The organism is Parabacteroides sp. AF17-3 (assembly GCF_003635445.1).
Lineage (GTDB): Bacteria > Bacteroidota > Bacteroidia > Bacteroidales > Tannerellaceae > Parabacteroides > Parabacteroides goldsteinii.
This window is the reverse complement of record NZ_QTMM01000003.1, coordinates 118,389-144,455: the sequence shown is the minus strand read 5'-3', so window position 1 is coordinate 144,455 and position 26,067 is coordinate 118,389. Positions and strand designations below refer to the sequence as shown.

Genomic DNA, 26,067 nt, shown 5'->3' with positions numbered 1-26,067 from the left:
TTATTTGCCGTATAATCTTACTCTCACTGTTCCTTTACAAGGATAAGTAAAGGAAGCCTTGCCATCTACCCCGACTTCTACAGGAGTCGTTTTTCCCTGAATGGCTAATTTATATTTTAAAGCCGGATTCAATCCTTCAATAATAAACCGGTAATTGTCCGCCGTATTCATCTCCCACGAAATATCATTTCCGGAACATTGTTTCAAGGTTACACCCACCGGTGAAGACGACTCACCGAAGACTTTCAACACTGTTTTTTCTTCATTGTGCGGATAGAGAACCAAACCGCCTTCCCGGAAAGAGGCTCCGAAAGCATCACGGCTTTTAACAGAGAAACGGTCTGTCTGCATCTCATAATCATCGACACTCAAACGGATGCGATAGTCGGTATCCCGTAACGTATAATTAAATTCCGTTCCGTTAAGTATCTCAGACAGGTTAGGTTCCAGCCCCATCCTGTTCCATTTCGGACGTATCCCGTAAATGTCGCGGTAAAGAGCCGTCACACTTGTACAGATACCCGCCAAAATATCGGAACCCTGCCCCTCCTGTGTCTTACGGCTATACCGCTGGGAAGAGAGTCCGTCTTTTTTATATTGCGCCAGGATGTTACGGATATACTTTAAAGCGATGTGCTTGTCGTAACCGACATAAGCCCTGACTCCCAGGTATCCCCAGGTCGGGAAGATATCCCCGTTCTCATAAGTTGGGAAAGGCCAGTTCCCTGCTGATACTTCCTCTCTTTTGAAAGAGTCGAAACAAAGCGGCCAGTGGAACAAATTCTCGGCAACCGTTCTTTTCTCAATCTGTTCAAGTACCTGGGCGATCCGTCTTTTATCATCACATAAACCGAAGGCGATCACAGCGAAGTTGACCGGAGTAACCAGGTTATCCCCATGTACGGAACCGTCTTTATCCCTCCAATAAACATATTGCTTTTTCTCCGGCGACCAGAAACCGCCCTCATGGATCGACTTGTTGAAGTTATCTTTCAGCTTCTGTGCCACTGCCGTATAATAATCAGCCTTTGCCTTATCTCCCAAAACCCGTTCACAGCCGGCCCACAGATTAAGGGCTTCATACATCTGGGCATTTACAAACGCATTCTCGAAGCTGGCCCAGACGATATCCAGCCAATCGCTTGCTTTCTCTTCTTTTATAGAGTTATTCATCATCTCAAAAATGCCGTTGCCATTCGAATCCCTTCTGATCAACCAGTCCAGCGCCTTCTCGCAACCTGCTTTATGAGATTTCAGCCACTCGATATCGCCACACAAGTCAAATTGTTCCGCTGTGTTAATCACATGGCCGGTCTGCGAATCTATCGTGTATCCCCATCTTGCTTCATAATATCCGGTTTTGTAATTGAATGTTCCCGGCATCTGGTCTTCATCCGCATTATGCCACCGGGAAAGGACACGTCCGTCGGCTGTTATCGCATAATCCCTCTCACTGTCTAAGGTTGCGGACATATTTTTTACATAATTGCCGTCATTCAAGGCCATTCCTATCTGGGCAAAGAAAGGCTCATGCAAACATTTCCAGTTGGTAGTCCATCCGTTTGCTCCTACAATCGTATTATCCACCACCCCGTATCTGCCGGTCGTATTCATCAACTCACGAACCGCTTCCGCATCTATGCCGGGCAGGTTTCCTCTTGAATAGGCAACTGCATAATCGACATATTCCATTTCCAACGTCATGTTTACCTCGCCTTTCCGAACATTAAAAGGGGTAAACACATCTGCTCGCTGATGGACAAAGCGGTTCAGATTATACCGGGGTTCCAATTCTTCATCTGTCACAAAATGAGTACAGACAAACTCTTTCTTATCACTCTGCGAATATTTTGCCGCCAGCTGTCTCCCATCCGATTTTGCTTTGATACGCAAGGCATTTCCCGTATCCGGATTCCAGAAAGTAACGCCTCCGGTATGTACGCCGTATGTATCATTTACCTCTCTCAAATATTTACACCAGACCATTCCTCCGTTATCCAGGATTCCTCCCTTCCAGACGGCTAAGTCTGCAAAATTCCATTGAGGGAAAGCCATTTCTTCCAGCTTTGCCAGGTTACTGTATTTTCGGTTGATATTCCATATGATCTTGTCACCATTCAGGTCAAAGCTCCATGATTCATTTACACTTATCGAATGATCTCCATAAATGATATTCTTTATAAGTATCTTATTTCCGGACTCTTCCACCTTAATCCCATCCTGACCGGAACAGGAGGTAAAAGAACCTCCCCTGGTTCTGAATCCAGTATAAACACCCGATTCGGATAATACATTTTTACCTTTTACTTTTAACTGCGTTATTTTACAACCATCCGAATAGTCGAGTTGAAGAACCAGCTTTTGACCGGGATCGGAGATAGTTATTTTTTTCAGTGCCGGATCATGAGGCCCATTATTATTCAGGGCATAAGAATCAATAGCAAACATAAACATCCCTAAAAAGATAAAGGTCACCAGTAGTCTCATATTCATGAATTATGTGAATTAAGTTAGTAATTAAAAACATTGGTATTAAATTTCAAGAACAAAGGTCTGTATATATTTTTCTTTGGAACATGAGGATTTGTTCTTTATACATGACAGAATGATACAATTATCGACATATTCTCTCAACAAAAGTTTTACAAAATAAATCCTTCATTCCTTCATCTATATGATATCTTATTGGTTATCTTTGTGTTACAACTTATAAATAATGAACAAAATGAAGGAAACGCTTTTCAATCCCTGATTTTTAGCTAATAATTGATAGCTTCCAATACCATAAAAAGGTAAATATCTACCGGAAGATTATCTGTCAGCATATCTTATTCTAATACAGAGCCAGTGAACCCTTAGTCCTGATATGCTTTCTTCTTTCTTGTTTTTCAATTATCTGACACTTGTTTGCCATCTGTCGAACGCTTGTTCGATAATTGTGCGATAAGCGTTCGACATATGACAAACAACAACGCATATATAACCTACAGAATAGCAGACTATTAGGATATACCTAATTATCTATTACCGGACTCCTACTTCTTTTCTACCTGTTAACAAAGCCATTTCCTTCATCTTGTTCATCATTTATTATCAGTAACATAAAGATAACCAACAAGATATCATATAGATGAAGGAATGAAGGATTTATTTTGATAAACTTTTATTGAGATGTTTAAGCGAATAAAGCATTTATACGATATATATAAAAAGAACCCCTGAAGCCTTTTTGTTCGACTCCAGGGGTTCAACTATCCACATCTCCTTTACCTATTTCACTTATTCTGTTAGCTTTTCTTTGCTAATTCCGATTCGATAGGATCGTTATATTGTCTCTGCAATTTGTGCAGTTCGTCCATCAACTGTTTGGTGATTTCTTCCGTACCGGGTTTATTATAAATGTTATTCATTTCCATCGGGTCGTTTTGCAGGTCGTAAAGTTCCCATACGTCGATGTCATTATAGAAATGCATTAATTTATAACGGTCTGTACGTACGCCATAATGACGTTTTACCATGTGTTCGGCCGGGAACTCATAATAATGGTAATACAAGGAAGTACGCCAGTCTTTCGGATGCTCGCCTTTCAGCAACGGCAGGTAAGAATCACCCTGGATATCTTCAGGAACCGGAGCGCCTGCCAGTTCGAGGAAGGTAGCGGCATGGTCGATATTCTGAACCATTTCAGGAATATCACCCTTTATGCCACCCGGATAGCGAACCAACATCGGTGTGCGGAAAGATTCTTCATACATGAAACGTTTGTCAAACCAACCGTGTTCACCCATATAGAATCCCTGATCGGATGTATAAACGATAATCGTATTATCCAGCAGATCGTTCTTTTCCAGATAATCCAATACACGACCTACATTACGGTCTACCGAATGGATGACACGAATATAATCGTGCATATACTGCTGGTATTTCCATTCTGCTAACGCCTTGCCGGAAAGTTTCTTTTCCTTGAACTCTTTGATGATCGGGTCATAATGCTTGTCCCAGGCGGCTTTCTGTTCCGGAGTCATCCGGTTGTACATATTACGTCCGGCTTTTTCCAATCCCGGATTGGAGTGGATCTCGTTTTCTTTGTCAGCCAGTTTCAGGTCATACACCAGATCCATGTCTTTAATGACACTCATTTCCTGCTGCGAAGCGGCAATACGGCCTTCATATTTGTCGTAGAAAGTTTCCGGTATCGGGAAAACAACATCCTTATACAATTCCAGATCGCAGGTATCCGGCATCCAGGTACGGTGTGGAGCCTTATGATGCAGGAGCAGGCAGAACGGTTTGTTCTTATCTCTTTTCTGGTCCATCCAGTCGATAGCCAGATCGGTTGTTATATTGGTGGCGTATCCTTCTATTTGTTTCTTTTCTCCGTTATCGATAAAATAAGGATTGTAATAATCGCCCTGTCCTATCAATATGTTCCAGTAATCGAACCCGGTAGGTTCGGATGTCAGGTGCCATTTACCGACAATAGCGGTCTGGTAACCGGCTTGCTTCAATAGTTTCGGGAACGTCTGTTGTCCGCCGTCGAATGTTTTCGTGTTGTCGGTAAAGCCGTTTGCATGGCTATGCTTACCGGTCAGCAGACAGGCACGGCTGGGACCACTCAACGAGTTGGCAACGAAACTGTTGGTAAAACGGACTCCCTCTTTGGCGATGCGGTCGATGTTCGGAGTCTCGATGAACCGATGATCATACGCACTGATTGTCTGAAACGAATGATCATCGCACATAATGTAGAGGATATTCATTGGCTTCTTAGCCTCCTCTGCCCCTGCTTTTTTCTCTTTGCAGGAAGGCAGCGATGCTAACACCGCTGCTCCTGTTAATGAGAATAATACTTTAGACCTAATGTTCTTCATATTCTATATACTTGTATAAATTAGATTACCATCCCGGGTTCTGTTCCCATTTACCTCCTGTCAAAGACAACATACGAGGTTGAATAGGCAACAAATAGTCGCGACCTACATTAAACCGCCATCCCTGCTCATAACCTGCCGGATTGCTGGGCACAACATAACGAAGTGCGTCACCCGGTTTACCTGTCAGGAAGAGATTGTTTCCGGAAGCCTGGTCGTAAACCAACTTACCGCCAAATGCGGGATGGTTTTCCAGGTTACTTCCAGTAAATAAGGCACCTTTCGGCCATTTGCCAACGATCAGTTCTTCGGCAGCAGCCCAACGAAGAATATCTTCCAGACGACGGCCTTCACAGGCTTTCTCGATACGACGTTCACGACGGACAGCCTGAATATATTTATCCAGATGACGGAACGGATAATCAGCCTCCTGATTATACTCCCGATCAAAATCTACGGCAGGCATACCAACACGGTCACGTAACGGTTGCAAAGCTACAATTATTTTCTGAGAATTGGCCGCTCCGTCCAACTCGGCCAACGCTTCGGCATAATTTAACAGGATATCGGCATAACGGAACTGGATTGCCGGGGTTGCTCCTTTAGCTTCAGCATCCAGGCTACCGGTATAATCGATCTGTACATATTTCAGTAAAGAATATCCTGTCATATTCTGATTGTAAGACGAAGTACCAATCAGTGGCGGAACGACATAGTAAGGAGGCAAATCATCCGGACGCAGTTGTTGTCCGGGCGTACAGATCGTCTGCGACAAACGCGGATCACGTACGGTAGGCAATAACTCATCACCAAACACCTTCTTTGCATTTACCAATGCTGCACCGATAAACGGTTTGCCATCTTTTGTCAGATAATCATCGATCAAAGATGCAGTAACACCGATGCTACCTCCTCCCTGGTTCAGATAACGATTTACACTGTTACCCACCTGATCGCCATCATACATTTTAAACCAAAGTACTTCAGAATTAGCCGATAAGTCGGTGGTTTGAAACATCTGGCGGTAGTCATCCAGTTCGTTACCAGTAGAATATATTTTCCATACTCCGCGATCCATTACATCTTTGGCGGCATCGGCAGCCTGTGTAAAGTACCCGCGAATCTTTTCATCCGTTACGGAAGGATCAAAAAACTTATCGCCTTTTGCCTTATGATATTTCTCCCAGGTACCCTCGAAAAGAGCCACTTCACTCTTCAATGCACGGGCAACATCCTTATGGACACGCATGGAAGTACTATTATTCTGTATACCCAAATAAGAAATAGCCTTGTCCAGGTCGGCCAAAATGCTATCCGCCACTACGGTCCGGCTATCCCGAGGTAACTGCATCTCTTCTTCATTAGGGTCAAGCGGAGTACTTACCCATGTCAATGGCCCATAATCCACAAACATCCTGTAATAGTACCAGGCCCGGAAGTAATAGGCTTCGCCGACATACTGATCATAATCGGGACTTCCCTGTTCCACACAGTTATCTAAATTGGCTAATAAAAAGTTCAAATTACGGATAGCCGTATAATTGGTCAGTTTGGCTGCACCGCTCAAAGTAGTCTCCCCTACCAGACGCGAGCTAACAGAACTGGATGACATATTATCACTATTTATATCAGAACCGGCAATACCGTCACCACTACCACCGGCACCGAAGTCTTGTCCCCGCAAGCCGTTACCAAAATTTACTTTTATTTTATCATCTTCATATTTCGGATTGCCTATCTGATAAAACATGTCCAGATAATTTCTCATTTCACCTGTACTGCTGAAAGGCTGCGCAGTCGAAAGTACGCCTTCCGGCATTTTATCCATATCGAAGCAGGATGTTAGGCTGAAAGCCAGAATCACGCCTAAAAATATATTTCTTTTTTTCATATGATCTCTAAATTATAAGTTAACAACCAAGCCTACAGATACTACACGGTTCATCGGATAGTTCTTACCACCCTCACTGGTGTAGTCGTTCTTTGTATAGATCGCTTCCGGGTCAAACATACCTTTCAGTTTTGTAAAGGTCAGCAGGTTTTCACCAGAGAAGAATACCTGAACTTTCTGCATACCTACTTTATTCGTCCAGATAGCAGGAAGGTCATAGCTGATTGTCAGGTTTTTCAAACGGCAATAAGCACCACTCTGAATATACCGGTCGCTGGTAGTCATTGTTTTATCACGGAACGGAACAACACCGCCTGCCGTATGGATATAGGGCTTCGGATAATAAGCTCCCGGATTCGATTCACTCCAGAAATCCAGATGTTCCTTAAACACAGTTACCTGTGCATAGGGACCGCTTCCCCAGAAGTAAGCGCCTGTTCCCGGATCCCAATCACGTTTGCCAACTCCTTGGAACATCATGCTCAGGCTGATGCCTTTCCAACTGATAGAACCGTTAATTGTGTACTGATAACGCGGAGTCGTATTACCGATTACCGTCATATCGCCCATATCATCCAATGTATTTGTCCCGTTATTGATCTTATTATCATTATTCAGGTCACGATATTTCACATCACCCGGAGTCCAGGGTTTACCACTGATAAATGACAAGTCATACTTTTCATTATAAGCATCTGCTTCTTCCTGTGTCTGGATCAGACCGTCGGCACGATACCCCCAGATTTCGCCCACCTTTTTACCGGTATACCAGTTTTCTTTCGGATTTGTTCCGGTCGGGTTGGCATATTCCGTTACTTCTGAAGTTGCATCCGACAATGAACCACCGATCGTATACTGAATATCGCTACCGATCTGTCCGCGATAATTCAGGGCAAGCTCCCAACCGCGGTTTCTCATCCGTGCATTATTGGTCTTAGGTGCATCTGCTCCGAAAATATCCGGAAAGTCGACGCCGGGCCCTAACATATCCTTTGTATCACGCTGGAAAACATCGAGTGTACCGGTCAAAGAGTTCCCTAAGAATCCAAAGTCGAGACCGATATTCTTACTTTCCACCTTTTCCCAGGTAGTAGTCGGATTCACAACGCCCGGAGCCCGTGTAAAGATATGACGTCCGTCAGAGAAAATATAATTGCCCAACTTATTATTCAATTCCATTGTTGCGGCAAAAGTATATAAGGCAGCACCGGCCTGGTTACCCAGCAAACCATAGGAAGCACGCAGTTTCAGGTTTGACAGTACATCAGTCACAGAACTCATGAATTGTTCGCGGGTAATGTTCCATCCCAAAGAGACGGAAGGGAAGAATCCCCAACGATTGCCTGAGGCAAAACGGGAAGAGCCGTCATAACGTCCGTTCAGTTCAACCAGATAACGTCCGTCATAATCATAATTGATACGTCCGAAGAAACCGCGGGTTGCCCAACCGTTACGGGTATCGATGACAGTCTTGTCGCCGGTTCCCATACCAACATTCGGATTGCTGGTCGAATACAGGCCGGTAATGGAGTTCTTCATCAGACTGAACTCATAATCTTCTTCCTGAAAACCAGCCATTACTGTAAAGTTGTGCTTTTCAGCCAAGCTGAAAAGATAATTTGTATACAAATTGATCGACTGATAACGTGTACGGTCATAGCTACGGGTAAACTTACCATCAGGAGACATACCCAATTCCGCACGAACACCTTTTGAGGTACTGACACCGTCGGCACCATAAATAAGCGGACTGACATTTAGTGCTTCGTATTCTTTATTTCCTAATTTATAGGTATAGTCGAAGAATATAAACCAGTTCTTAACAGGTTGAATATCCAAACCGGCAGTGATATTCATATTATCACGCTGTGTATTTGTATAGGTTCCGCTCTGCAGATAAGGAATCATTGTCAGTTCCGTGAAATGACCGTTCGGGTCGACCGGAGAAACTGTGGGACGGAAACGAGCCAGTGAATGATAGAAACCTTCGCTGATACCACCGTCACCAAACGGAGTATTCTGGTCGGAATGCATGAATTTGGTATTCACTTTCAACTTCATCCAACTAGTCAGCTGCGAAGTAACATTGGCAGCAAAATTATACCGTTTATAATCCATATCTGCATAACGGAGGATTCCGTCTTCCGAATAGTAACCACCTGAAATATAATATTGTGCAGCCTTACCACCACCGCTCAGGCTGATATTATGATTCTGTTTAAACGCCCAGTTCTTATAATGCAAATCAAAATAGTTCACATTACCGACACCAGACTCCGAGTTTTCGAAAGCCGGGTTCATATTGGAATTGGCAGGCAGTTCGAACCACGGATCGACACTGCTCGGATCATTGATATACTGCTGTAACAAAGCTAGTTTCTCATCGCTGTACAAACGCGGAGAACCGGCATTGGTTACACCGGCATTCCAGTATTGTGCAAAATCATACGAATTGACCATATCCGGCAGAACAGTCGGTGTACTCCAACCGACCGTACCCTGGTAGTTGATGCGCGTTTTACCTTCTTCCCCTTTCTTTGTCGTGACAAGAATCACACCGTAAGCGGCACGTGCACCGTAGATAGCACAAGCAGCCGCATCTTTTAATACGGATATATTTTCAATATCACTGGGGTTTACATCGGTGAGGCTCATTTCCACACCATCGACCAGGACGTAAGGGGCCGCATTATTATCCAGATTACCTTGTCCGCGTAATGTCAAAGTACCGGCTCCACCCGGACGGCCACCATCGGAATTGCTTACCAGCAAACCCGGAACCATCCCTTGTAAACTCTGTACGGCATCGGCAACAGGACGACGTTCCAGCACATCTCCCTTAACGGAAGATACGGAACCGGTCAGATTCACTTTCTTCTGCACGCCATAACCGACAACAACTACTTCATTAATATCAACCGCATCACTAAGCATCTTGATCGTTAAATCCTTCATGCCTTCCTTTATCAGGATTTCCTGAGGGATCAGACCAATATAAGATATTAATAATGTTTGTCCGGGTGATACCGAGATAGAAAAACGGCCATCGGCATCGGCAATCGTACCGTTCTGTGAATCTTTCACCTGAACAGCTGCTCCGGCCAAAGGTTCGGAAGTTGCCTCTTCGAGGATAACCCCCGTTACTGTTTGCTGAGCAAAACCTGCCAAGCAAAACAACATCAGTAAGAATGTTAGAAAAGATTTTTTCATAAAACAATAAATTTAGTAAACAACATAATTTAATTCTCAAGACAGGTAAGTTTTTTCAAATTCACCTATATCCAATAACATCGAATTAACCCTATTTCATAAGCACGCTCTGTTTAGTTAATATTTGCAAAGGCAAAGTTGCACTTTCCGAGACATACCGATGTCAACAATCGTACTTTTCATGTCAAAAACCATCCCAAAGTTCTGTTTAGACTGAATGTTTTCTATTTTAGATCGGTTTTATTACATTTGCACTTATTAGAAATAAAGTACGATGAGAAGCATCCCTATTATAAAATTATTACAATTCCTGTTTTTGTTTTACTTCTGTATAGGATATACAAAAGGAGCAACCCCCAGCTATTTTTTCCAGCAGCTGAATTTGGACAAAGGTTTATCGCAAACAACAGTGAATTGTATCCTGGCAGACAATAAAGGATTGATATGGATCGGGACGGCCTCCGGATTGAGTTGTTTCGACCGTTACGGTATGAAAAGTTATTTCCATGAAAAGGATAACCCTTATTCCCTGCCGGGAAATACGATTTATTTCATTGCGGAAGATTCATTGAACAATATCTGGGTTTCCACCAATAACGGATTAACCTTATACGATAAAAGCAGCGACTCATTCCGCCCTGTCAAATTCGAAGATAAGATAATCACAACAAATTCATTCCATACATTCTCCGGCTCCATCCTTTTCACAGCTGATGAAGGAGTGTATATCTATGACGGCAAAAGTCGGACTCTTCATAAAAGACCCGTCCTTCAAAAAGACTCATCCGATTTTATACCTTATTATATTCGTCCCTGGGACAAAGACGAAGTATTGCTTATCTCACGCAGAAACGGTATCCTCAGATACAACCCGGTTACCGATCAGATAACTCCTACCGATTATCCGATCCAAACGGGAGACCTGAATGCGGTTTATCTAGATAGTAAGAAAAGGCTTTATCTTTCCTCCTATAATAAAGGCTTCGTTTGTTACGCTCCGGATGGAAAAAAGCTTTACCATATCCATACGGGAAATTCCAAATTAAATAATAACCTGGTACTTGACTTTCTAGAGATAAATAACAAACTCTGGATAACGACCGATGGCGGAGGAATCAATATTATGGATCTGGAAAACACCTCCGATATTACAGCCATTGTCCATACGCCGGGAGACAGGAACACGCTTCCGGTAAATTCCGTCAAATGCATCTATAAAGACAAACAGGATAATATCTGGGTAGGGACAGTCAGAGGCGGTATGATCGGTATCAAAGAAGTTTTCATGAAAACATATACGGATGTTCCGCGCAACAATACCAACGGATTGAGCGATATATCAGTCATCAGTATCCACGAAGACAAACGGGGACGCTTGTGGCTGGGGACAGACGGAGGCGGTATCAACCAATACGATCCTTATACCGATACCTTCAAACATTATCCATCCACTTACGGAGATAAAGTCGTATCTATTACAGATTATTCGGACTCAGAATTACTCGTTTCCCTATATACCAAAGGTATGTATCTCTTTAATAAAGAAACAGGAAACTACCACCGGCCCTTCTATCTGATCGACGAAGCCACGACGGTCGACCAGTTTCACGGAGGAAATGCCTCACTGGCTTATAGGGTTACCGACGAATGGGCTTATTTTCTGGGTAAAAATGCAGTCAGCCATAGTTTCCGGACCGGGAAGTTCTCTTTCCTGAAGATAGACGGGAAGAAGCTGGCCGTAGGTCCGATGAAAATGGTTTGTGCCGACGATAAATCAGCCTTTATCATCCAAAGCAACAACCTGTATGAAGTATATCACGGCAGCGACACGCTTCATGTCCTCCTCAGTATCGGTGGACATGAAGCGATCAAAGCGGTAGCACGCGACAAGAACGGTATTTTCTGGATCGGGACGGAGTATGGTTTCGGTTATTTCGATTCTAACACAAAGGAATTCACCAAGATTGAAACCAAACTGTTCAACAGTGTCTCTACCTTACTACTGGACGAACAGGAACGTCTTTGGATCGGTGCCCGCAACATGTTATTCTCATACGATCTCAAAAAGAAACGTTTCGCCTCCTGGGGAGAATCGGACGGTTATACGACGAATGAGTTCATCTATAAATACCAGGTTTCGTCCATCTCCGATTATATCTATCTGGGTGGCGCCTCCGGATTGCTGCGTATCAATAAAAACATACCGACCAAAGAAGAGCCGCTGCCCGAAGTCAGGCTGATGGACGTGTTGCTGAACGGGAACTCCTGTATCGACCAGTTGGAAAACGGCCGTAACCGGATAACGATTCCTCATACGCACAGCTCCATTGAAATAAAAGTCATCTCGATGGAAAAAGATGTGTTCCGCAGCAAACTATACCGTTATATGATTAACGGAACCGATCAACAATACACCGAAACATACAACCATGTCCTTTCACTGCGTATGCTGGCTCCGGGCAACTACTCCATCCTGGTGTCCTGCAACTCAAAAAGCGGGGAATGGAGCGAACCGGTCGAAGTACTTCATATCACGGTAACACCTCCCTGGTATCAACGCCCCTACGTCTTTGTCATTTTCATCATCCTGTTAATCCTCTTTCTTTTCTGGTCCGAACGCATAGCAAGGCGGCGCAGAAACCGGAAAATGAAATGGCAGATGAAAGAGCACACCAATAAGATGAATGAGGAAAAGGTACGCTTCCTCATCAACATCAGCCATGAACTGCGTACCCCGCTAACACTGATTTACGCACCTCTGAAAAGGATACTCGACAAAAGCAGCTGGAATGAACCGGAAAATCTGAAAGGACAATTATCCGGCATATACAAACAGGTGCTGGACATGCGGAACACCATCAATATGGTATTGGATATGAGCAGCCTGAAGGAGGCGAAGAATACGTTGCACAAAACGCCCCATCAACTGAACGAATGGATTATTTCCGTCGCCAAAGATTTTGAAAGCGAACTGGAAGCCCGCCATATCCGGATAGACTACCAACTGGATGAACATATCGGACAAGTTTCGTTCGACGGTCCCAAATGTACGACCGTCTTATCGAACCTATTAATGAATGCGCTGAAGTTCAGCCCTTCGGACACAACGATCACCGTATCCAGCGAATTACTGGATGATAAAATCCGGGTAAGCGTAGCCGACCAGGGAATCGGTCTGGGCAATCTCGATGCCAATAAACTCTTTACCCGCTACTATCAGGGTAACCACGACCAGTCGGGAAGCGGGATAGGACTCTCTTTCTCCAAAGCACTGATAGAAAGGCACAAAGGAACGATCGGTGCCATGAACAATGAAGACTGCGGAGCCACTTTCTTCTTTGAACTGCCACTCGATGCCGAGAATGAAAACATAGAAAAAGAAAACCGGCAAGACGTATGGTTCCCGGTTGAATCCCCATCCGAAACGGAAACATTCTCTACAAACCATTATTCTATCATCATCGTAGAAGACAAGAAGGAATTAAGTTCGTTCCTGAAAGAATCCTTACAGGAATCATTCAAAAATGTCTATGTGGCAGGCGACGGAGAAGAGGCCATTGAAATAATTAACCAGAAGCATCCGGACATCATTGTCAGCGACATTATGATGCCGAAGATGAACGGTTATGAATTGTGTAAAAAGATCAAGGAAGACATGGCAACCAGCCATATTCCCGTTATACTCCTAACTGCCAGGGGGGATCTGGACAGCACGACAATGGGATACAAACTGGGAGCGGACGCTTATCTGGCAAAGCCTTTCGATATGGAATTATTACTGGCAGTCATCAGTAACCAGCTGAAAAACCGGGAAGCGATCAGGCAGAAGTATAAAGAAAGCCATTTACTTCCTCCGGAAGCAACCCCTTCACAGACAAACAACCTGGACGAGGAGTTCATGCTGAAACTGAACAAGCTGATTTACGACAACCTTTCATCGCGTGAACTCGATGTCAAGTTCCTTACCACGCAGATGGGAATGAGCCGTACGCCACTCTACGCCAAGCTAAAGGCCTTAACCAATATGGGAGTTAACGATTATATCAATATGATCCGCATAGATAAAGCCTGCCAGCTACTGGTTGGCTCTTCCATGAATATCACAGAGATATCCGAAACTGTAGGATTCGAGTATCCCCGCCATTTCAGCACGCTATTCAAACAGCTCAAAGGCATGCCGCCATCGCAATACAGGAATAGTAAGGCTACAACAAAAGAATGCGATAGCGAAAGATTAGATTAGATTAGATATTTATCAAAAGTGAGCTATCTTGTCCCCGTGCTTGACACGGGGACGCAGAAGAACAGGCAGTATCAAAAGATACATATAGGATTACGGTCTGTGCCTTTGCGATCCCGTGTCAAGCACGGGAACGGGATAGCTCACCTTTTTCTATAATTACCCCCCATTTATTTCCAGTAAGGCAATGTATAAGGATTGCGATACTGATACCAGTACAACCGATGTGCAGCGGCTTCCTTATCATTCACGAAACTTAATGTAGCCGGATCCCATTTTACCGGACGGTTCAGTTCGCGGGAAATATTTGCCAGACAACAAAGCGTATTAGTGCTGCAACCTACCTCTACCGGAGCAATCGGATTCTCACGTGAACGAACGCAATCGATAAAGTTCTGCATATGAGGCGAACTTACTTCATACTCTCCTTTACCGACTTCTTTCTTCTTAGCTTTCAACAAGGAAGGATCCGAACATTCGATATAACCGCGTGCTACCTTCAGCCATCCTTTATCACCGATAAACTGGATACCCTGAGCATTCTCATTATCTTCCCGATAAGGCTGTTCGGTCATCACAATACCGTTAGCATATTTCATGGATGCATATTTCTGTCCGTTATAACCAGCCGGAGTAAATTCTACCGGGCCGGAACCGTCCATACCGATAGCAGCCTGAGCGATGTCAAACATATGGGCACCCCAGTCGGCCGTAAAGCCATTACCGGTTTCCTGATACCAACGCCAGGCTCCCCACAACTGTTCGTTCTGCTCCGGATCGAGAGAGATCGGAGGACAAAGATCCGGATGATAGTGTACCTTCGGATCATTCAGCGGTCCCATCCATTGATTGAAGTTCAGATTTCCCGGCACAGGCATTTCCGGCAGATCCAACGGTTTTGGAGGTGCACCGACACGGGCATATATTTTCTCTACATGACCGATCGCTCCATTACGAACCAACTCGATCGCTTTCTGAAACTCTTCGCTCGAACGTTGCTGGCTTCCCACCTGTAGCACCCGCTTGTTATCGCGGACGGCTTTTACCATCGCCAGACCTTCGGCAATTGTATAAGCCAGCGGTTTCTGGCAATAAACATCTTTTCCCGCCTGACAGGCATGAATAGTAGTCAAAGCATGCCAGTGGTCGGGAGTTGCCACCTCGATCGCATCGATGTCCTTACGTTCCAGCATTTCCTCATAAAACTCATAGCTGTCGCAACGCGGCGCTACGCCCTGTTGCTTCTGCCAGGCCGTAATTCTACGCACAAAACGCTCGCGTTTCATGGAATCTACGTCACAACCGGCAGCGACCTGCACGCCCGGACAATTGGAAAAACTGGTAAAATCGGATAAACCTTGCTGCCCCAGTCCGATAAAGCCTAAAACAACCCGATCACTCGGTGCGATGCGCACTCCATTGATCGACCAGCTGGGAAGGATTGTAAAACTGGCTAGTCCCAGTGCGGACAAGCCGAGGAATTTTCTTCGGGAAATTCCTTTCTTCTCGTTCTCTTTCATGGTATTAAATTATATTGGTCTTAAAAAATCAATACTGCAAATGTATAGAATTTATTGAAATAAATAAAAAAAAGCGGGAATATTTGATGAAATATTCCCGCTGATATGATATTGTATTATAACTTAAAATGCATAACCGAAGCCCATATTCAGATAGATCGGATACATGGCGAAAGAAACCGTATCAAAATCTTTCTTAAATATATCATTCAATCCCCAGGTCAGGTCTGCATACACATTCAAATGTTTGAAAGCCTTCCATTCACCTCCAAGTTGTAGTCCCCACTGGAATTTACGCAAATCTTTTGAGAAGTTATAAGGAGCACTTTTACCGTCTTCAAATATGACCTTATTTCCCGTCGGATCATTTTCACGCAGATAACCTTCATACACATCACCCGAAAAATCACCATCAAGCACATAAGATACATATGGACCTAAATTCAATCGCCAACGCGGAGCAACCTGATAAGCCACTAACACCGGAACTGTCAAGTACGAATTCTTAACTTTTGTCTTCACATTCCCTGTCCAGTAACCCTTCAGCCTTTCACCACCGTCACCAATGATCTCCATACGGTAATTCTTCACAGTTGCATCTGTCTTCATTCCTTTGTTTTCTAGACGAAGAGCAACACTTACTCCCCATTGACGTGCCGGATCCAACCATTTAGTAACATTCCCTTCAATGGCTATTTGCATTCCCGGATTATAACTATCTATACCACGAATTTCTTCCGGAAGAGGAATCGGAGCCGTACCACCAATACTGAATCCGGCCTTTACTTCATACTCCAAACCTATCAATGAAGATTTGATGATCCCTTTATTCCTGTCGGTCTGTGCAAATACGGAAGTTGACACCAACAGCAAAACTACAATACTTATAATCGATATATTCTTTTTCATCTATCCTTAGGTATTAATCGGCCTTATACTCTAATTCCACATTATCTATATACAATGTACTACCTACAGCACCATTGAAATGATCACCTTCAAGACTTGAAGAGAAAACAATAGCCACATTGTATTTCTTATTCTTTAATTTGTTGTTATCTATCGTTTTCCCAGGCTTCATTACGAACGGGATATTAAATTCCACCCATTCATTTGTTTCTTTCTGATTAGAAATACGAGCTACTGAGACCAGATTTGGATGCGTAAACTGGTTTGTTCCGTCCAAACGCTTCGTTTCGCTATCCGTTTCATAGAAAATAGCATAAATATCGCATTGATCTTTCTTACCGGGAACAGGAACTTTACCTTCGGTGAAGGTTTCACCTGCCTTATACTTATAATATCCTTTCAAAGCTGTCGGTTCATACGCAAACGGAAAACCAAAGCGTGTTGCCTTCAAAGCATTGCTCAAAGCACTTTTCGTATCGAATGACCCCATAAACAAGTTACCGGCTGCAATAGGCATTCCAACCCCTTCACCAAAGAAACCAGTCGAACGAGTCGTCAGTTTCAAACATTTTCCATTGATACCGTTCGGATCAGACACCGTTGGAAAATCTTCCGGCGCTTTTCCGGAACCTGTCAGGGCAAAACCAGGATTACCGCTAGCCCATGTCATTTTAGGCAGATTATCTTCATCTACTTCAAAGAATACTTGAAATTTATCTTTCTGTCTGACATTTTCAAAATCAAACTTTGTAGGAATATCAGCAAGGATAAACGATATTTCATAGCGCTTCTTCCAATCTCCGTCCTGTGAAGTTACTTCATAAACTTGTGGTGTAGTGAAATCGCGTACCGTACCGCTTTCAGGAGAAATCGTTGCGCCCTCCGTCAAAGAAAACTCAGGAGCGACGTTTTCAATATCAATATTCGGACTTGCCCAAATTATGATTTTATCATTCTCTATATCCATATCTAATATATCATCTTGCATCTGCGGAAGCTCGCAAGTCAGAATATCAGCTTCTGCATTCGGCGCCTCGTCCTGGATACAGGACATTCCCATAATACTTAAAAAAAGACAGGTTAATAAGCGTGTTAGCTTCATTTTGTTTCTTTTTTAGTGAATAATCCAATAATTACTTTTTCCATAAAGTGACTGCAAATTTACTTCCCTTTTTCGGATTTGTCTGCAATATTATGTTTTTATTACATATTTTATTGGGCAAACCCAGGCTTTCTTCCTATTTTTGGTGTTTTACAAACAATTGTGTATCATCACCATTAATTCATTCAGACCATGACAACACGCAGAGATTTTATCCGGCAGGCCGCTCTTCTGGGAGCCAGCCTCTCGATGAACCCTTTCTTTATTAAAGCCAGTAGTAACTCAGTCGGTGCAAACGATAAGATCAGGGTCGGACTGATCGGTTGCAAAGGAATGGGGTATTCCGACCTACAGGCTTTCCTCCGCAATCCGGAAGTCGAATGTATCGCTTTAGCGGATATTGATGAAAATGTGTTAAATAACAGGGCTGCCGAGACGGAAAAACTAACCGGAAAGAAGGTAAAACACCTTTATAAAGACTGGCGGAAGCTGATCGACAACAAAGATGTGGACGTCGTTATCATCGGTACTCCCGACCATTGGCACTGCCTCCAGATGGTTGCCGCCTGCGAAGCCGGAAAAGATGTTTATTGCGAAAAACCGCTGGGAAACAGTATCGAAGAATGTAATATCATGGTACGTGCTGCCGAGAAATACAACCGTGTCGTACAGGTCGGACAGTGGCAACGCAGCGACCCTCACTGGCAGGACGCAATGGCTTTCGTACATAGCGGGCAGTTGGGAAAGATACGTACTGTACGTGTATTCTCTTATCAGGGATGGTGTCCTTCCATTCCGGTTGTTGCCGACGAACCGGTTCCGGCAGGTGTTGATTATGACATGTGGCTTGGTCCGGCACCCAAACGCCCGTTCAACCGTAACCGTTTCCATTTCACTTTCCGTTGGTTCTGGGACTATGCCGGAGGACTGATGACAGACTGGGGTGTCCACCTGCTCGATTACGCCCTCTATGGCATGAATGTGACGGCACCGAACTCTATCATGGCTTCGGGCGGCAAATTCGGTTATCCGGACGATGCCTGCGAAACACCCGACCTTCTGCAAACGATCTATACATTCGATGACTTCACCGTGATGTGGGACCATGCCATCGGTATTGACGACGGTGCTTACGGACGTAACCACGGACTCGGTTTTGTAGGAGAAAACGGCACACTGGTTATCGACCGCGGCGGTTGGGAAGTCATCCCTGAAAAGGTGAACGGCAAGGCCCGCATGGAAGCAGTCGCTCTGAATAAGGCTTACGGAGAAGGCGGCTTGAACCTGCACGTCAAGAACCATCTGGAATGTATCAAATCGCGCAACCGTAATTGTAATGCTAGCATCGAGATCGGCGCACATATCGCCAAATTCTCTCAATTGGGTAACATTGCTTACCGGACCGGAAAGAAACTTTCGTGGGACGGAACAAGTTTCCATGACACAGAAGCTGATAAATATCTCTGCAAAGAGTATCGTGCCCCCTGGGAGTTACCGAAGATATAAGCAGAATGAAAAAGGCGGGCTCTCACAAGTCCGCCTTTTCGAATGTTTAATTTAAATACTAACTATGGTATCGATCCGATCATTGATGCTCGGACCGTAGTAAGTCGTTAACCGTCTTTACCGGATTGAAAGTCTCGATAGGAACTTCTACAAATACGGTATTCCAGTCGCTCATTGCACCATTCCACAAACCGGGAAGTTCCAATGCCTTTAATTCGCGGCCATCTTTACTCTTGTAAGAGATGAAACCGGTATTTTTATCTACATAATCAGGCAGATTATATTTTTCTCCTTTATGATTCTTCAATGCACATACCAGGTCAACCGGATTGAAGTGGGTACCTTGTTCGAACATCGCTTTCTTTGCCGGATCTTTCAGGTCGATCTGCGAACTTTCCAGGATTTGCGGAGAGACAGTGCCATCCGGATTCTGTGCCAGGAACGGACCGCCACCCGGTTCGCCTACATTCTTCACCATACCGCAAACACGCAACGGACGGAGCAGTTTGCTCTTGATATAGAGAATCAGTTCGGCATCTTCCAGCAACTTCGTATCCGGATTCTTGATACACAGGTCATCCTGTAGGAAATAAATCATTTCTTCTACCTGATCATGTGAATATTTTCCTGTTTCGATCAGGTTCAGATAATTGAATATACGTTCCTGCAAAGTAACCAGTACACCGGCTATCACTTTCTTAAAGATAACAGTCGAACATTTGAAACTGTCGGGAACGACATTGTCGATATTCTTTACGAAAACGACATCTGCATCGATATCATTGAGATTCTCGATCAAAGCACCATGACCGCCCGGACGGAACAACAATTTTCCATTCTTGTCGCGGAAAGGATTGTTCTCCATATCGGCGGCAACCGTATCCGTACTCGGCTTCTGTACACTGAAGGAAAGATCATAGCCTACCGAGAACTTTTCTTCGTATGCCTGTTTCTTTTCTGACACCAACTGTTCAAACAAAGCCTTATGTTCGGGAGATACGGTAAAATGGATATTTACTTCACCGGCATTGTTCTTGGCATACATGGCACCTTCAGCCAGATGTTCTTCCATGGCAGTACGGATCGTTTCACCTGCCCGGTGGAACAACAACAGACCTTTAGGCAACTGTCCGTAATTCAACCCTTTGGCATCCAGCAAATTGGAAACCACCGCCTTATAATTGCCGGCAGCGATCAGTGCCGGGATATCTTTCTCTTCGTTTGCCAGGCAAACCGCATTCAATGCATTATAAAAAGCGAAACGGGTAATCTCGCTGAAGAATTTCTTTTCAAAATCACAGGTCGGCACATCGTAAGAGGCTGACAGAAACTCGTACAGGTTCTTAAACATACGGCTGGCAGCACCCGAAGCAGGTACAAATTTCAGGATCCGTTTATTTTTAGCAAGATAGGCATCCCACGCATCCATATAAGTTGCCTGGTCCTCCTGCGATACAACCATTATACCTTTTTCTACCGATGCGGATGCGGCTATTTCCAGATAAGGGAAACCTTTGACGAAGCAAGCCAGTTGTTCTTCAATCTGCTGTTCGCTGATTCCTTTATCAGCCAATTGCTTTAAATCGTTTGCGTTTAACATAGTATATCTTTTAAAATTAGTACTCTTCGCATTGTGGCATAGCATTTTCCGTCTATGCTTCTCGCAAATGTATAAAAATACTGTTAGAATAGCATTGATATTCGAGGAAAAAAGATACTTTTACAGTATGTTTTACCGCCTGTCCTCAAATGGGCAGTAAAAAAGAAGATGCAACTATGGACATACAACCATTCTTTACGGAAGAAGAAAGAAAAGATTTCTTCTCTAAATACAGACAATTGGTACGTAGCCTCTACTCCTTTTTACATAGAGAGGATATACGGAAAATGAGAGAGTTGATGCAGCGCGTTGTCGCACTCGACTGTTACGGAAGAGACAAGAACGGCATCAACGGATTGATTCGCAATATTAATACTGCACTGATCGCAACAACAGAGATCGGACTGAAACGGACTTCGGTCATCGCCCTCCTGCTCTATCGCCCGGTGCTGAAAAAGGTTATTACACTGGAAGAGGTCGAAAAGACGTTCGACGCAGATGTCACGCTGATCATTCAGCGCCTGCTGAAGACTTCCGATCTGTATGCCCGCAATACGGCCGTCAATTCTGAGAACTTCCATCACCTGCTCTTCTCTTTTGCAGAAGATGTCAGGGTGATACTGATCATGATTGCCGACCGCCTCTGCCTGATGCGCCTGGGCAAACAGTTGAAGGAAGACGACCGCCTGCGGCTAGCCACCGAAGCTTCATATCTGTATGCTCCCCTGGCTCATCGCCTGGGTCTATACAAAATAAAGAGCGAACTCGAAGACTTGTCGCTGAAGTATACCGATCCCAAACAGTATGATTTCATCAAGAAAAAGCTGAATGAGACCAAACGTTCACGTGACATTTATATAGCCGAATTCATCGCACCTATCAAGAAAAAGTTGCAGGAAGCCGGCTTACAGTTCGATATCAAAGGACGTACCAAATCCATTCACTCGATCAACAACAAGCTGAAAAAGCAGAAGATCGAGTTTGAAGGCATATACGACCTGTTCGCGATCCGTGTCGTGCTGGATACTCCACTTAAAAAAGAACGTTCGGAATGCTGGCAGGTATATTCGATCATTACCGACATGTACCAGCCTAACCCCAACCGTATGAAAGACTGGATTTCCATTCCGAAGACGAATGGATACGAGAGTCTGCATATCACGGTCATGGGCCCGCAAAACAAATGGGTGGAAGTGCAGATCCGTACCCGCCGGATGGATGAGATCGCCGAACGCGGACTGGCAGCCCACTGGAAATACAAAGGCGTGAAAGCCGAAAGCGGACTGGACGAATTCCTCAATACCGTGCGTGCCGCCCTGGAAGAGAAGGAGAACAACCCGCTCGACCTGATGCAGGACTTCAAGATGGACCTGTATAAGGACGAAATCTATGTCTTCACACCGACCGGCGAACTGATCAAACTGGCGAAAGGGGCCACCGTGCTCGACTTTGCCTTTGCCATCCATTCAAAGCTGGGATGCAAATGCGTTTCCGCCAAGGTAAATGAAAAGAACGTACCTATTAAATATGTACTGAACAACGGGGATACGGTTTCGGTTGTCACCTCTCCAACTCAGACGCCTAAACGCGACTGGCTGAACATCGTCGTCACCTCCAAAGCCCGTGTAAAGATCAAACAGGCCCTCCGTGAAGAGACAGCCAAGGCGGTCGACTTTGCCAAGGAGATGCTCCAACGCCGTTTCAAAAACCGGAAGATCGAGATGGAAGAACCTCATCTGATGCGTTACATCAAGAAGAAAGGATTCAAGACCGTCACCGACTTCTACATCGAAATAGCCGAAGAACGCCTCGACCCGAACAATGTGATCGACGAATATCAGGAGTTTGTCCGCAAGGAAACCGAGACCAACGACCGTTCGGAAACCCGTAGTGCCGGCGAATACATCACGACCACCGAAGTGGAGGAAATATCCACCAACAAGGATGTTCTGGTCATCGACAAGAACCTGACAGGGATTGAATACAAGTTGGCAAAATGCTGTAACCCGATCTACGGCGACGAAGTATTCGGATTCGTTTCCACCCAGGGCATCAAGATCCACCGGATGGATTGCCCGAACGCGCAGGAGATGTTCAGCCGTTTCGGTTACCGTATCATCCGTGCAAAATGGAGCGGAAAAGGTGACAACGGATATGTGGTAACCCTTCGCGTTGTCGGCAGGGACGATATCGCGATCGTCACCAACATCACCTCGGTGATCGGAAAAGAGAATGGCGTCACGCTCCGTTCGTTGAACATAGATTCGGTAGACGGGATATTCCAGGGTAACTTTGCCGTACTGGTGAGAGATACCAATTCGCTGAATATGCTGGTCAAGAAAATAAAATCAGTCAAAGGAGTCAAGACGGTAGACCGTCTGAATTCATAAGAAAAAGGCTCGCCATAACGGTCGAGCCTTTTTCTTTTTTTATAATCAAATAATTAATACTAAAGTAATAAAATAAAGTTCTTTGTATTTTTACCTTAAAAACATTTTCTGTTATTCACTTTTAAATTGATAGACAAAGATAAATCTTTTTGTTCAACTATTAAACGTATTACCGCCCGTCAGACGAACCCCAACGGTTATTGAACAAAAAGATTTATTTTAAGGACAAAATCAGTCTTTTGCCTGATGCACCGTCAGTTGCGGGAACGGGAACCCGATACCCTCAGCATTGAAGGTTGCATAAATAGCTTTATTGGTATCAAAATAAACGCCCCAGTAATCGGAACTTTTTACCCATACACGCACAACGACATTGACACTGCTATCAGCCAGCGCACTCAAGGCTATGAAAGGAGCCGGTTCGTTCAAAACACGTGCATCCTGTGCAAGAACGGATTCGATCACTCTCTTTACATGCTCGTAATCGCTTCCGTATTCCACACCGAAAGTCCATTCCACACGACGCGTCGGCTCATTACCGATATTGGTTACCACGCCGCTGCTCAATGAGCCGTTCGGAATAAAGATATTTTTATTGTCTGCCGTAAGCAAAATAGTATGGAAGATCTGAATCTCCCTCACCGTACCGCCTACACCCTGCGATTCGATATAATCACCGACCTTATACGGTTTAAACAAAAGGATAATCAGCCCGCCGGCGAAGTTCGACAGGTTTCCGCTCAACGCCATACCGATAGCGACACCGGCAGAAGCAAGCAATGCAGCAAACGAAGTCGTCTGTACTCCCAACGCCCCTACAACGGAAATGATCAACAGGATCATCAACGTAACATTCACCAGACTTCCTACGAATGTTTTAACAGACGGATCAAAATCACGTTTCGTTAAAATACGGCGAACAAGTTTGTTAATCATGCGGATAATGAAACGTCCTACAACGAAAACAATGATCGCTTTAATAATTGTCCACCCTAAATGACTACCCTGCTCTATCAGGGAATTGATAAAACCTTCCAATTTCGGATTGGAAGCCAACACATCTAATAATATCATATTTCTATCTATTTTAATTAAACACTTTTATCTTATAACAATCAAAGCATCGAAAAGTCTTATAAAATGTGGCAAAGGTATAAAGTTTTTTTAATCCGGCGGCAGAACAAGATATTTGCGTAGCTTTGCGACGATCAAATAACAGATAAAAACAAGAGAATGAGATTACTGCTAATATTCATCACTTTTATCATGACAACAGCTAACTGTTTTGCCCAATCGTATGAGGAACTGATTGAAAAAAGTTACGACTTTCTGGATAAGAAAGACCTGGTGTCTGCCGAAGAAAGCCTGAGGGCCGCCATGCGCCTGGAACCGGGAAACCCTATGAACTATGCCTTGTTGACAAACCTCGGCAGTATCCAACGCCGCCAGGGCAAGCTCCAGGATGCGCTGCTTTCCTATACGGCCGCACTCAGCGGACGTCCCAACAATCCGACTATCCTGGAGAACCGCGCCTCTCTCTACTCCGAGCTGGGAGAAACGGAGAAAGCGCTGAATGATTACGATGCCTTACTGATCGTGGAACCGACAAACGAAGAGGCTCTTTACTGCCGCGGACTGATCTATATCCAAAAGAAGAATTATATCTGGGCGGAACAGGATTTCGATAAAATACTCGAGATGAACGAAAAGTCCGTCCGTGCCCGTCTGGGACATGCCATTCTTGAAAAGATGCGTGGTAACTATGAGGAAAGTGAAAGAATCTTCAACTACCTGATCAGCCAGATGCCCCGTGACTGGCTATTGTATGAAGGTCGTGCCGATGTGTATTTCATGATGGGCAAGAACGCCCGCGCCATGGCAGATATTAACAAGGTATTTATTGAAAGTACTCCCAGCGCTTCCCTGTATGTGCTGAGAGGAAAAGTGAAACTGGCCCAGTATGAAAAAGAATCCGCCGCAAAAGATTTCCTGAAAGCACAGGAAATGGGCTATGACCAGACAATCATCGACGAGTTGATGAAGATGACAAAATAATAAACTCACAATCAGCATTCTTTCATTCCGACTTTTTATGTCAGCTCCAATGGGTTACAACCTATTTCTTCGCAAGATATCGAGCTACCCAATATGTATATATTGTATATATGATGTATATTTTCTACCTTTGTGGAAAATATAAAAGATTATGGCAACAATAGCAATCGAAAAGAAAAGGAAAAATATAGATTTGTCTGTAGACACTTTGAAAAAGCTGTCCATTATGGCTGCTTCACAAGGTAAAAGCGTAAAGGCTTTCATAGAAAATCTGTTGGAAACCAAAGCAAATTCTTTGAGTATAGAAGTTTCAACAAATCCGAGCCCAAGCGGTGACCCGTGGTTTGATGATCCGGAGAATATGGCATCTGTCATGCGTGGCATTGAAGATGCAAAACAGGGCAGAGTTACAGCTTATACAATAGATGATATCAAAAATTTGTTAGGCGTATGAGCTATAAACTGAAGTTAACGGATGAAGCCCAAAAACAGCTACTCCAATGGAAGAAATCAGGAAAGAAGAAAGATCTAGCCAAAATTTTTTCACTATTCCAGGAGTTAGAAGAGCATCCGACCACCGGAACCGGACAGGTAGAGCAATTAAAAGGCAACCTTTCCGGTTTTTGGAGTAGACGTATAGACAAACATTATCGTATCATCTACGCCATACATGAAGAGATTGTAACTGTTGAAGTCGTTTCTGTAAAAAGTCATTATGGCGATAAATAAAAATGGGACGAAAAATGTTTCGCCCCATCGGATGTTTTAAT

At 44.2% G+C, this 26,067-nt stretch carries 15 protein-coding genes; 6 read left to right on the top strand and 9 right to left on the bottom strand.

The window, feature by feature from the left end; genetic code table 11:
* The 4 genes from DWW91_RS05050 to DWW91_RS05035 form a co-directional block, all read right to left on the bottom strand.
* Positions 1–2,493: a hypothetical protein gene (locus DWW91_RS05050; RefSeq protein ID WP_147426530.1), complete on the bottom strand. Its 2,493-nt coding sequence runs from the start codon at positions 2,491–2,493 to the stop codon at positions 1–3.
* A gap of 794 nt (positions 2,494–3,287) precedes the next feature.
* Positions 3,288–4,874 carry a sulfatase gene (locus DWW91_RS05045; RefSeq protein WP_122327140.1) on the bottom strand — a complete coding sequence of 529 codons (1,587 nt, stop codon included), beginning with the start codon at positions 4,872–4,874 and terminating at the stop codon, positions 3,288–3,290.
* 25 nt (positions 4,875–4,899) lie between these two features.
* On the bottom strand, positions 4,900–6,765 hold the full coding sequence (locus tag DWW91_RS05040) for a RagB/SusD family nutrient uptake outer membrane protein (RefSeq protein ID WP_122327139.1): 1,866 nt from the start codon (positions 6,763–6,765) through the stop codon (positions 4,900–4,902).
* A 12-nt stretch (positions 6,766–6,777) separates the two neighbouring features.
* A complete protein-coding gene (locus DWW91_RS05035) occupies positions 6,778–9,975 on the bottom strand; it encodes a TonB-dependent receptor (RefSeq protein ID WP_122327138.1) in 3,198 nt (1,065 codons plus the stop codon).
* 274 nt (positions 9,976–10,249) lie between these two features.
* Between DWW91_RS05035 and DWW91_RS05030 the strand changes: the two genes are divergently transcribed.
* Complete coding sequence (locus DWW91_RS05030) at positions 10,250–14,218, top strand: two-component regulator propeller domain-containing protein (RefSeq protein WP_122327137.1); 3,969 nt, start codon at positions 10,250–10,252, stop codon at positions 14,216–14,218.
* A 167-nt stretch (positions 14,219–14,385) separates the two neighbouring features.
* On the opposite strand, the gene DWW91_RS05025 is transcribed toward DWW91_RS05030, so the two are convergent.
* The 3 genes from DWW91_RS05025 to DWW91_RS05015 all read right to left on the bottom strand — a co-directional run bounded on the left by DWW91_RS05025 (position 14,386) and on the right by DWW91_RS05015 (position 17,746).
* A complete protein-coding gene (locus DWW91_RS05025; RefSeq protein WP_007654439.1) occupies positions 14,386–15,735 on the bottom strand; it encodes a Gfo/Idh/MocA family protein in 1,350 nt (449 codons plus the stop codon).
* 123 nt (positions 15,736–15,858) lie between these two features.
* On the bottom strand, positions 15,859–16,644 hold the full coding sequence (locus DWW91_RS05020) for a porin family protein (RefSeq protein ID WP_122327136.1): 786 nt from the start codon (positions 16,642–16,644) through the stop codon (positions 15,859–15,861).
* Between the two features lie 13 nt (positions 16,645–16,657).
* The gene (locus tag DWW91_RS05015; RefSeq protein WP_122327135.1) at positions 16,658–17,746 is read right to left on the bottom strand and encodes a PCMD domain-containing protein; all 1,089 of its coding nucleotides are present in this window, start codon (positions 17,744–17,746) and stop codon (positions 16,658–16,660) included.
* A 192-nt stretch (positions 17,747–17,938) separates the two neighbouring features.
* Between DWW91_RS05015 and DWW91_RS05010 the strand changes: the two genes are divergently transcribed.
* Positions 17,939–19,252, top strand: a complete 1,314-nt coding sequence (locus DWW91_RS05010; RefSeq protein ID WP_122327134.1) for a Gfo/Idh/MocA family protein — start codon at positions 17,939–17,941, stop codon at positions 19,250–19,252.
* A gap of 79 nt (positions 19,253–19,331) precedes the next feature.
* Here DWW91_RS05010 and DWW91_RS05005 read toward each other — a convergent pair whose 3' ends face one another.
* Positions 19,332–20,852, bottom strand: a complete 1,521-nt coding sequence (locus tag DWW91_RS05005; RefSeq protein ID WP_122327133.1) for a DUF4301 family protein — start codon at positions 20,850–20,852, stop codon at positions 19,332–19,334.
* A gap of 176 nt (positions 20,853–21,028) precedes the next feature.
* Between DWW91_RS05005 and DWW91_RS05000 the strand changes: the two genes are divergently transcribed.
* A complete protein-coding gene (locus DWW91_RS05000; protein ID WP_007654446.1) occupies positions 21,029–23,242 on the top strand; it encodes a bifunctional (p)ppGpp synthetase/guanosine-3',5'-bis(diphosphate) 3'-pyrophosphohydrolase in 2,214 nt (737 codons plus the stop codon).
* 231 nt (positions 23,243–23,473) lie between these two features.
* On the opposite strand, the gene DWW91_RS04995 is transcribed toward DWW91_RS05000, so the two are convergent.
* Positions 23,474–24,316, bottom strand: a complete 843-nt coding sequence (locus DWW91_RS04995) for a mechanosensitive ion channel family protein (protein WP_007654449.1) — start codon at positions 24,314–24,316, stop codon at positions 23,474–23,476.
* 159 nt (positions 24,317–24,475) lie between these two features.
* Between DWW91_RS04995 and DWW91_RS04990 the strand changes: the two genes are divergently transcribed.
* From DWW91_RS04990 to DWW91_RS04980, 3 genes are all read left to right on the top strand, one after another.
* Entirely contained in the window at positions 24,476–25,297 is an 822-nt protein-coding gene (locus DWW91_RS04990) for a tetratricopeptide repeat protein (RefSeq protein ID WP_122327132.1), read from the top strand.
* 151 nt (positions 25,298–25,448) lie between these two features.
* Positions 25,449–25,751, top strand: coding sequence for a hypothetical protein (locus DWW91_RS04985; RefSeq protein WP_007654451.1), 303 nt, complete (start codon positions 25,449–25,451; stop codon positions 25,749–25,751).
* The gene (locus DWW91_RS04980; RefSeq protein ID WP_007654453.1) at positions 25,748–26,026 is read left to right on the top strand and encodes a Txe/YoeB family addiction module toxin; all 279 of its coding nucleotides are present in this window, start codon (positions 25,748–25,750) and stop codon (positions 26,024–26,026) included. The genes DWW91_RS04985 and DWW91_RS04980 overlap by 4 nt, the downstream gene beginning before the upstream one ends.
* Positions 26,027–26,067 lie beyond the last annotated feature (41 nt).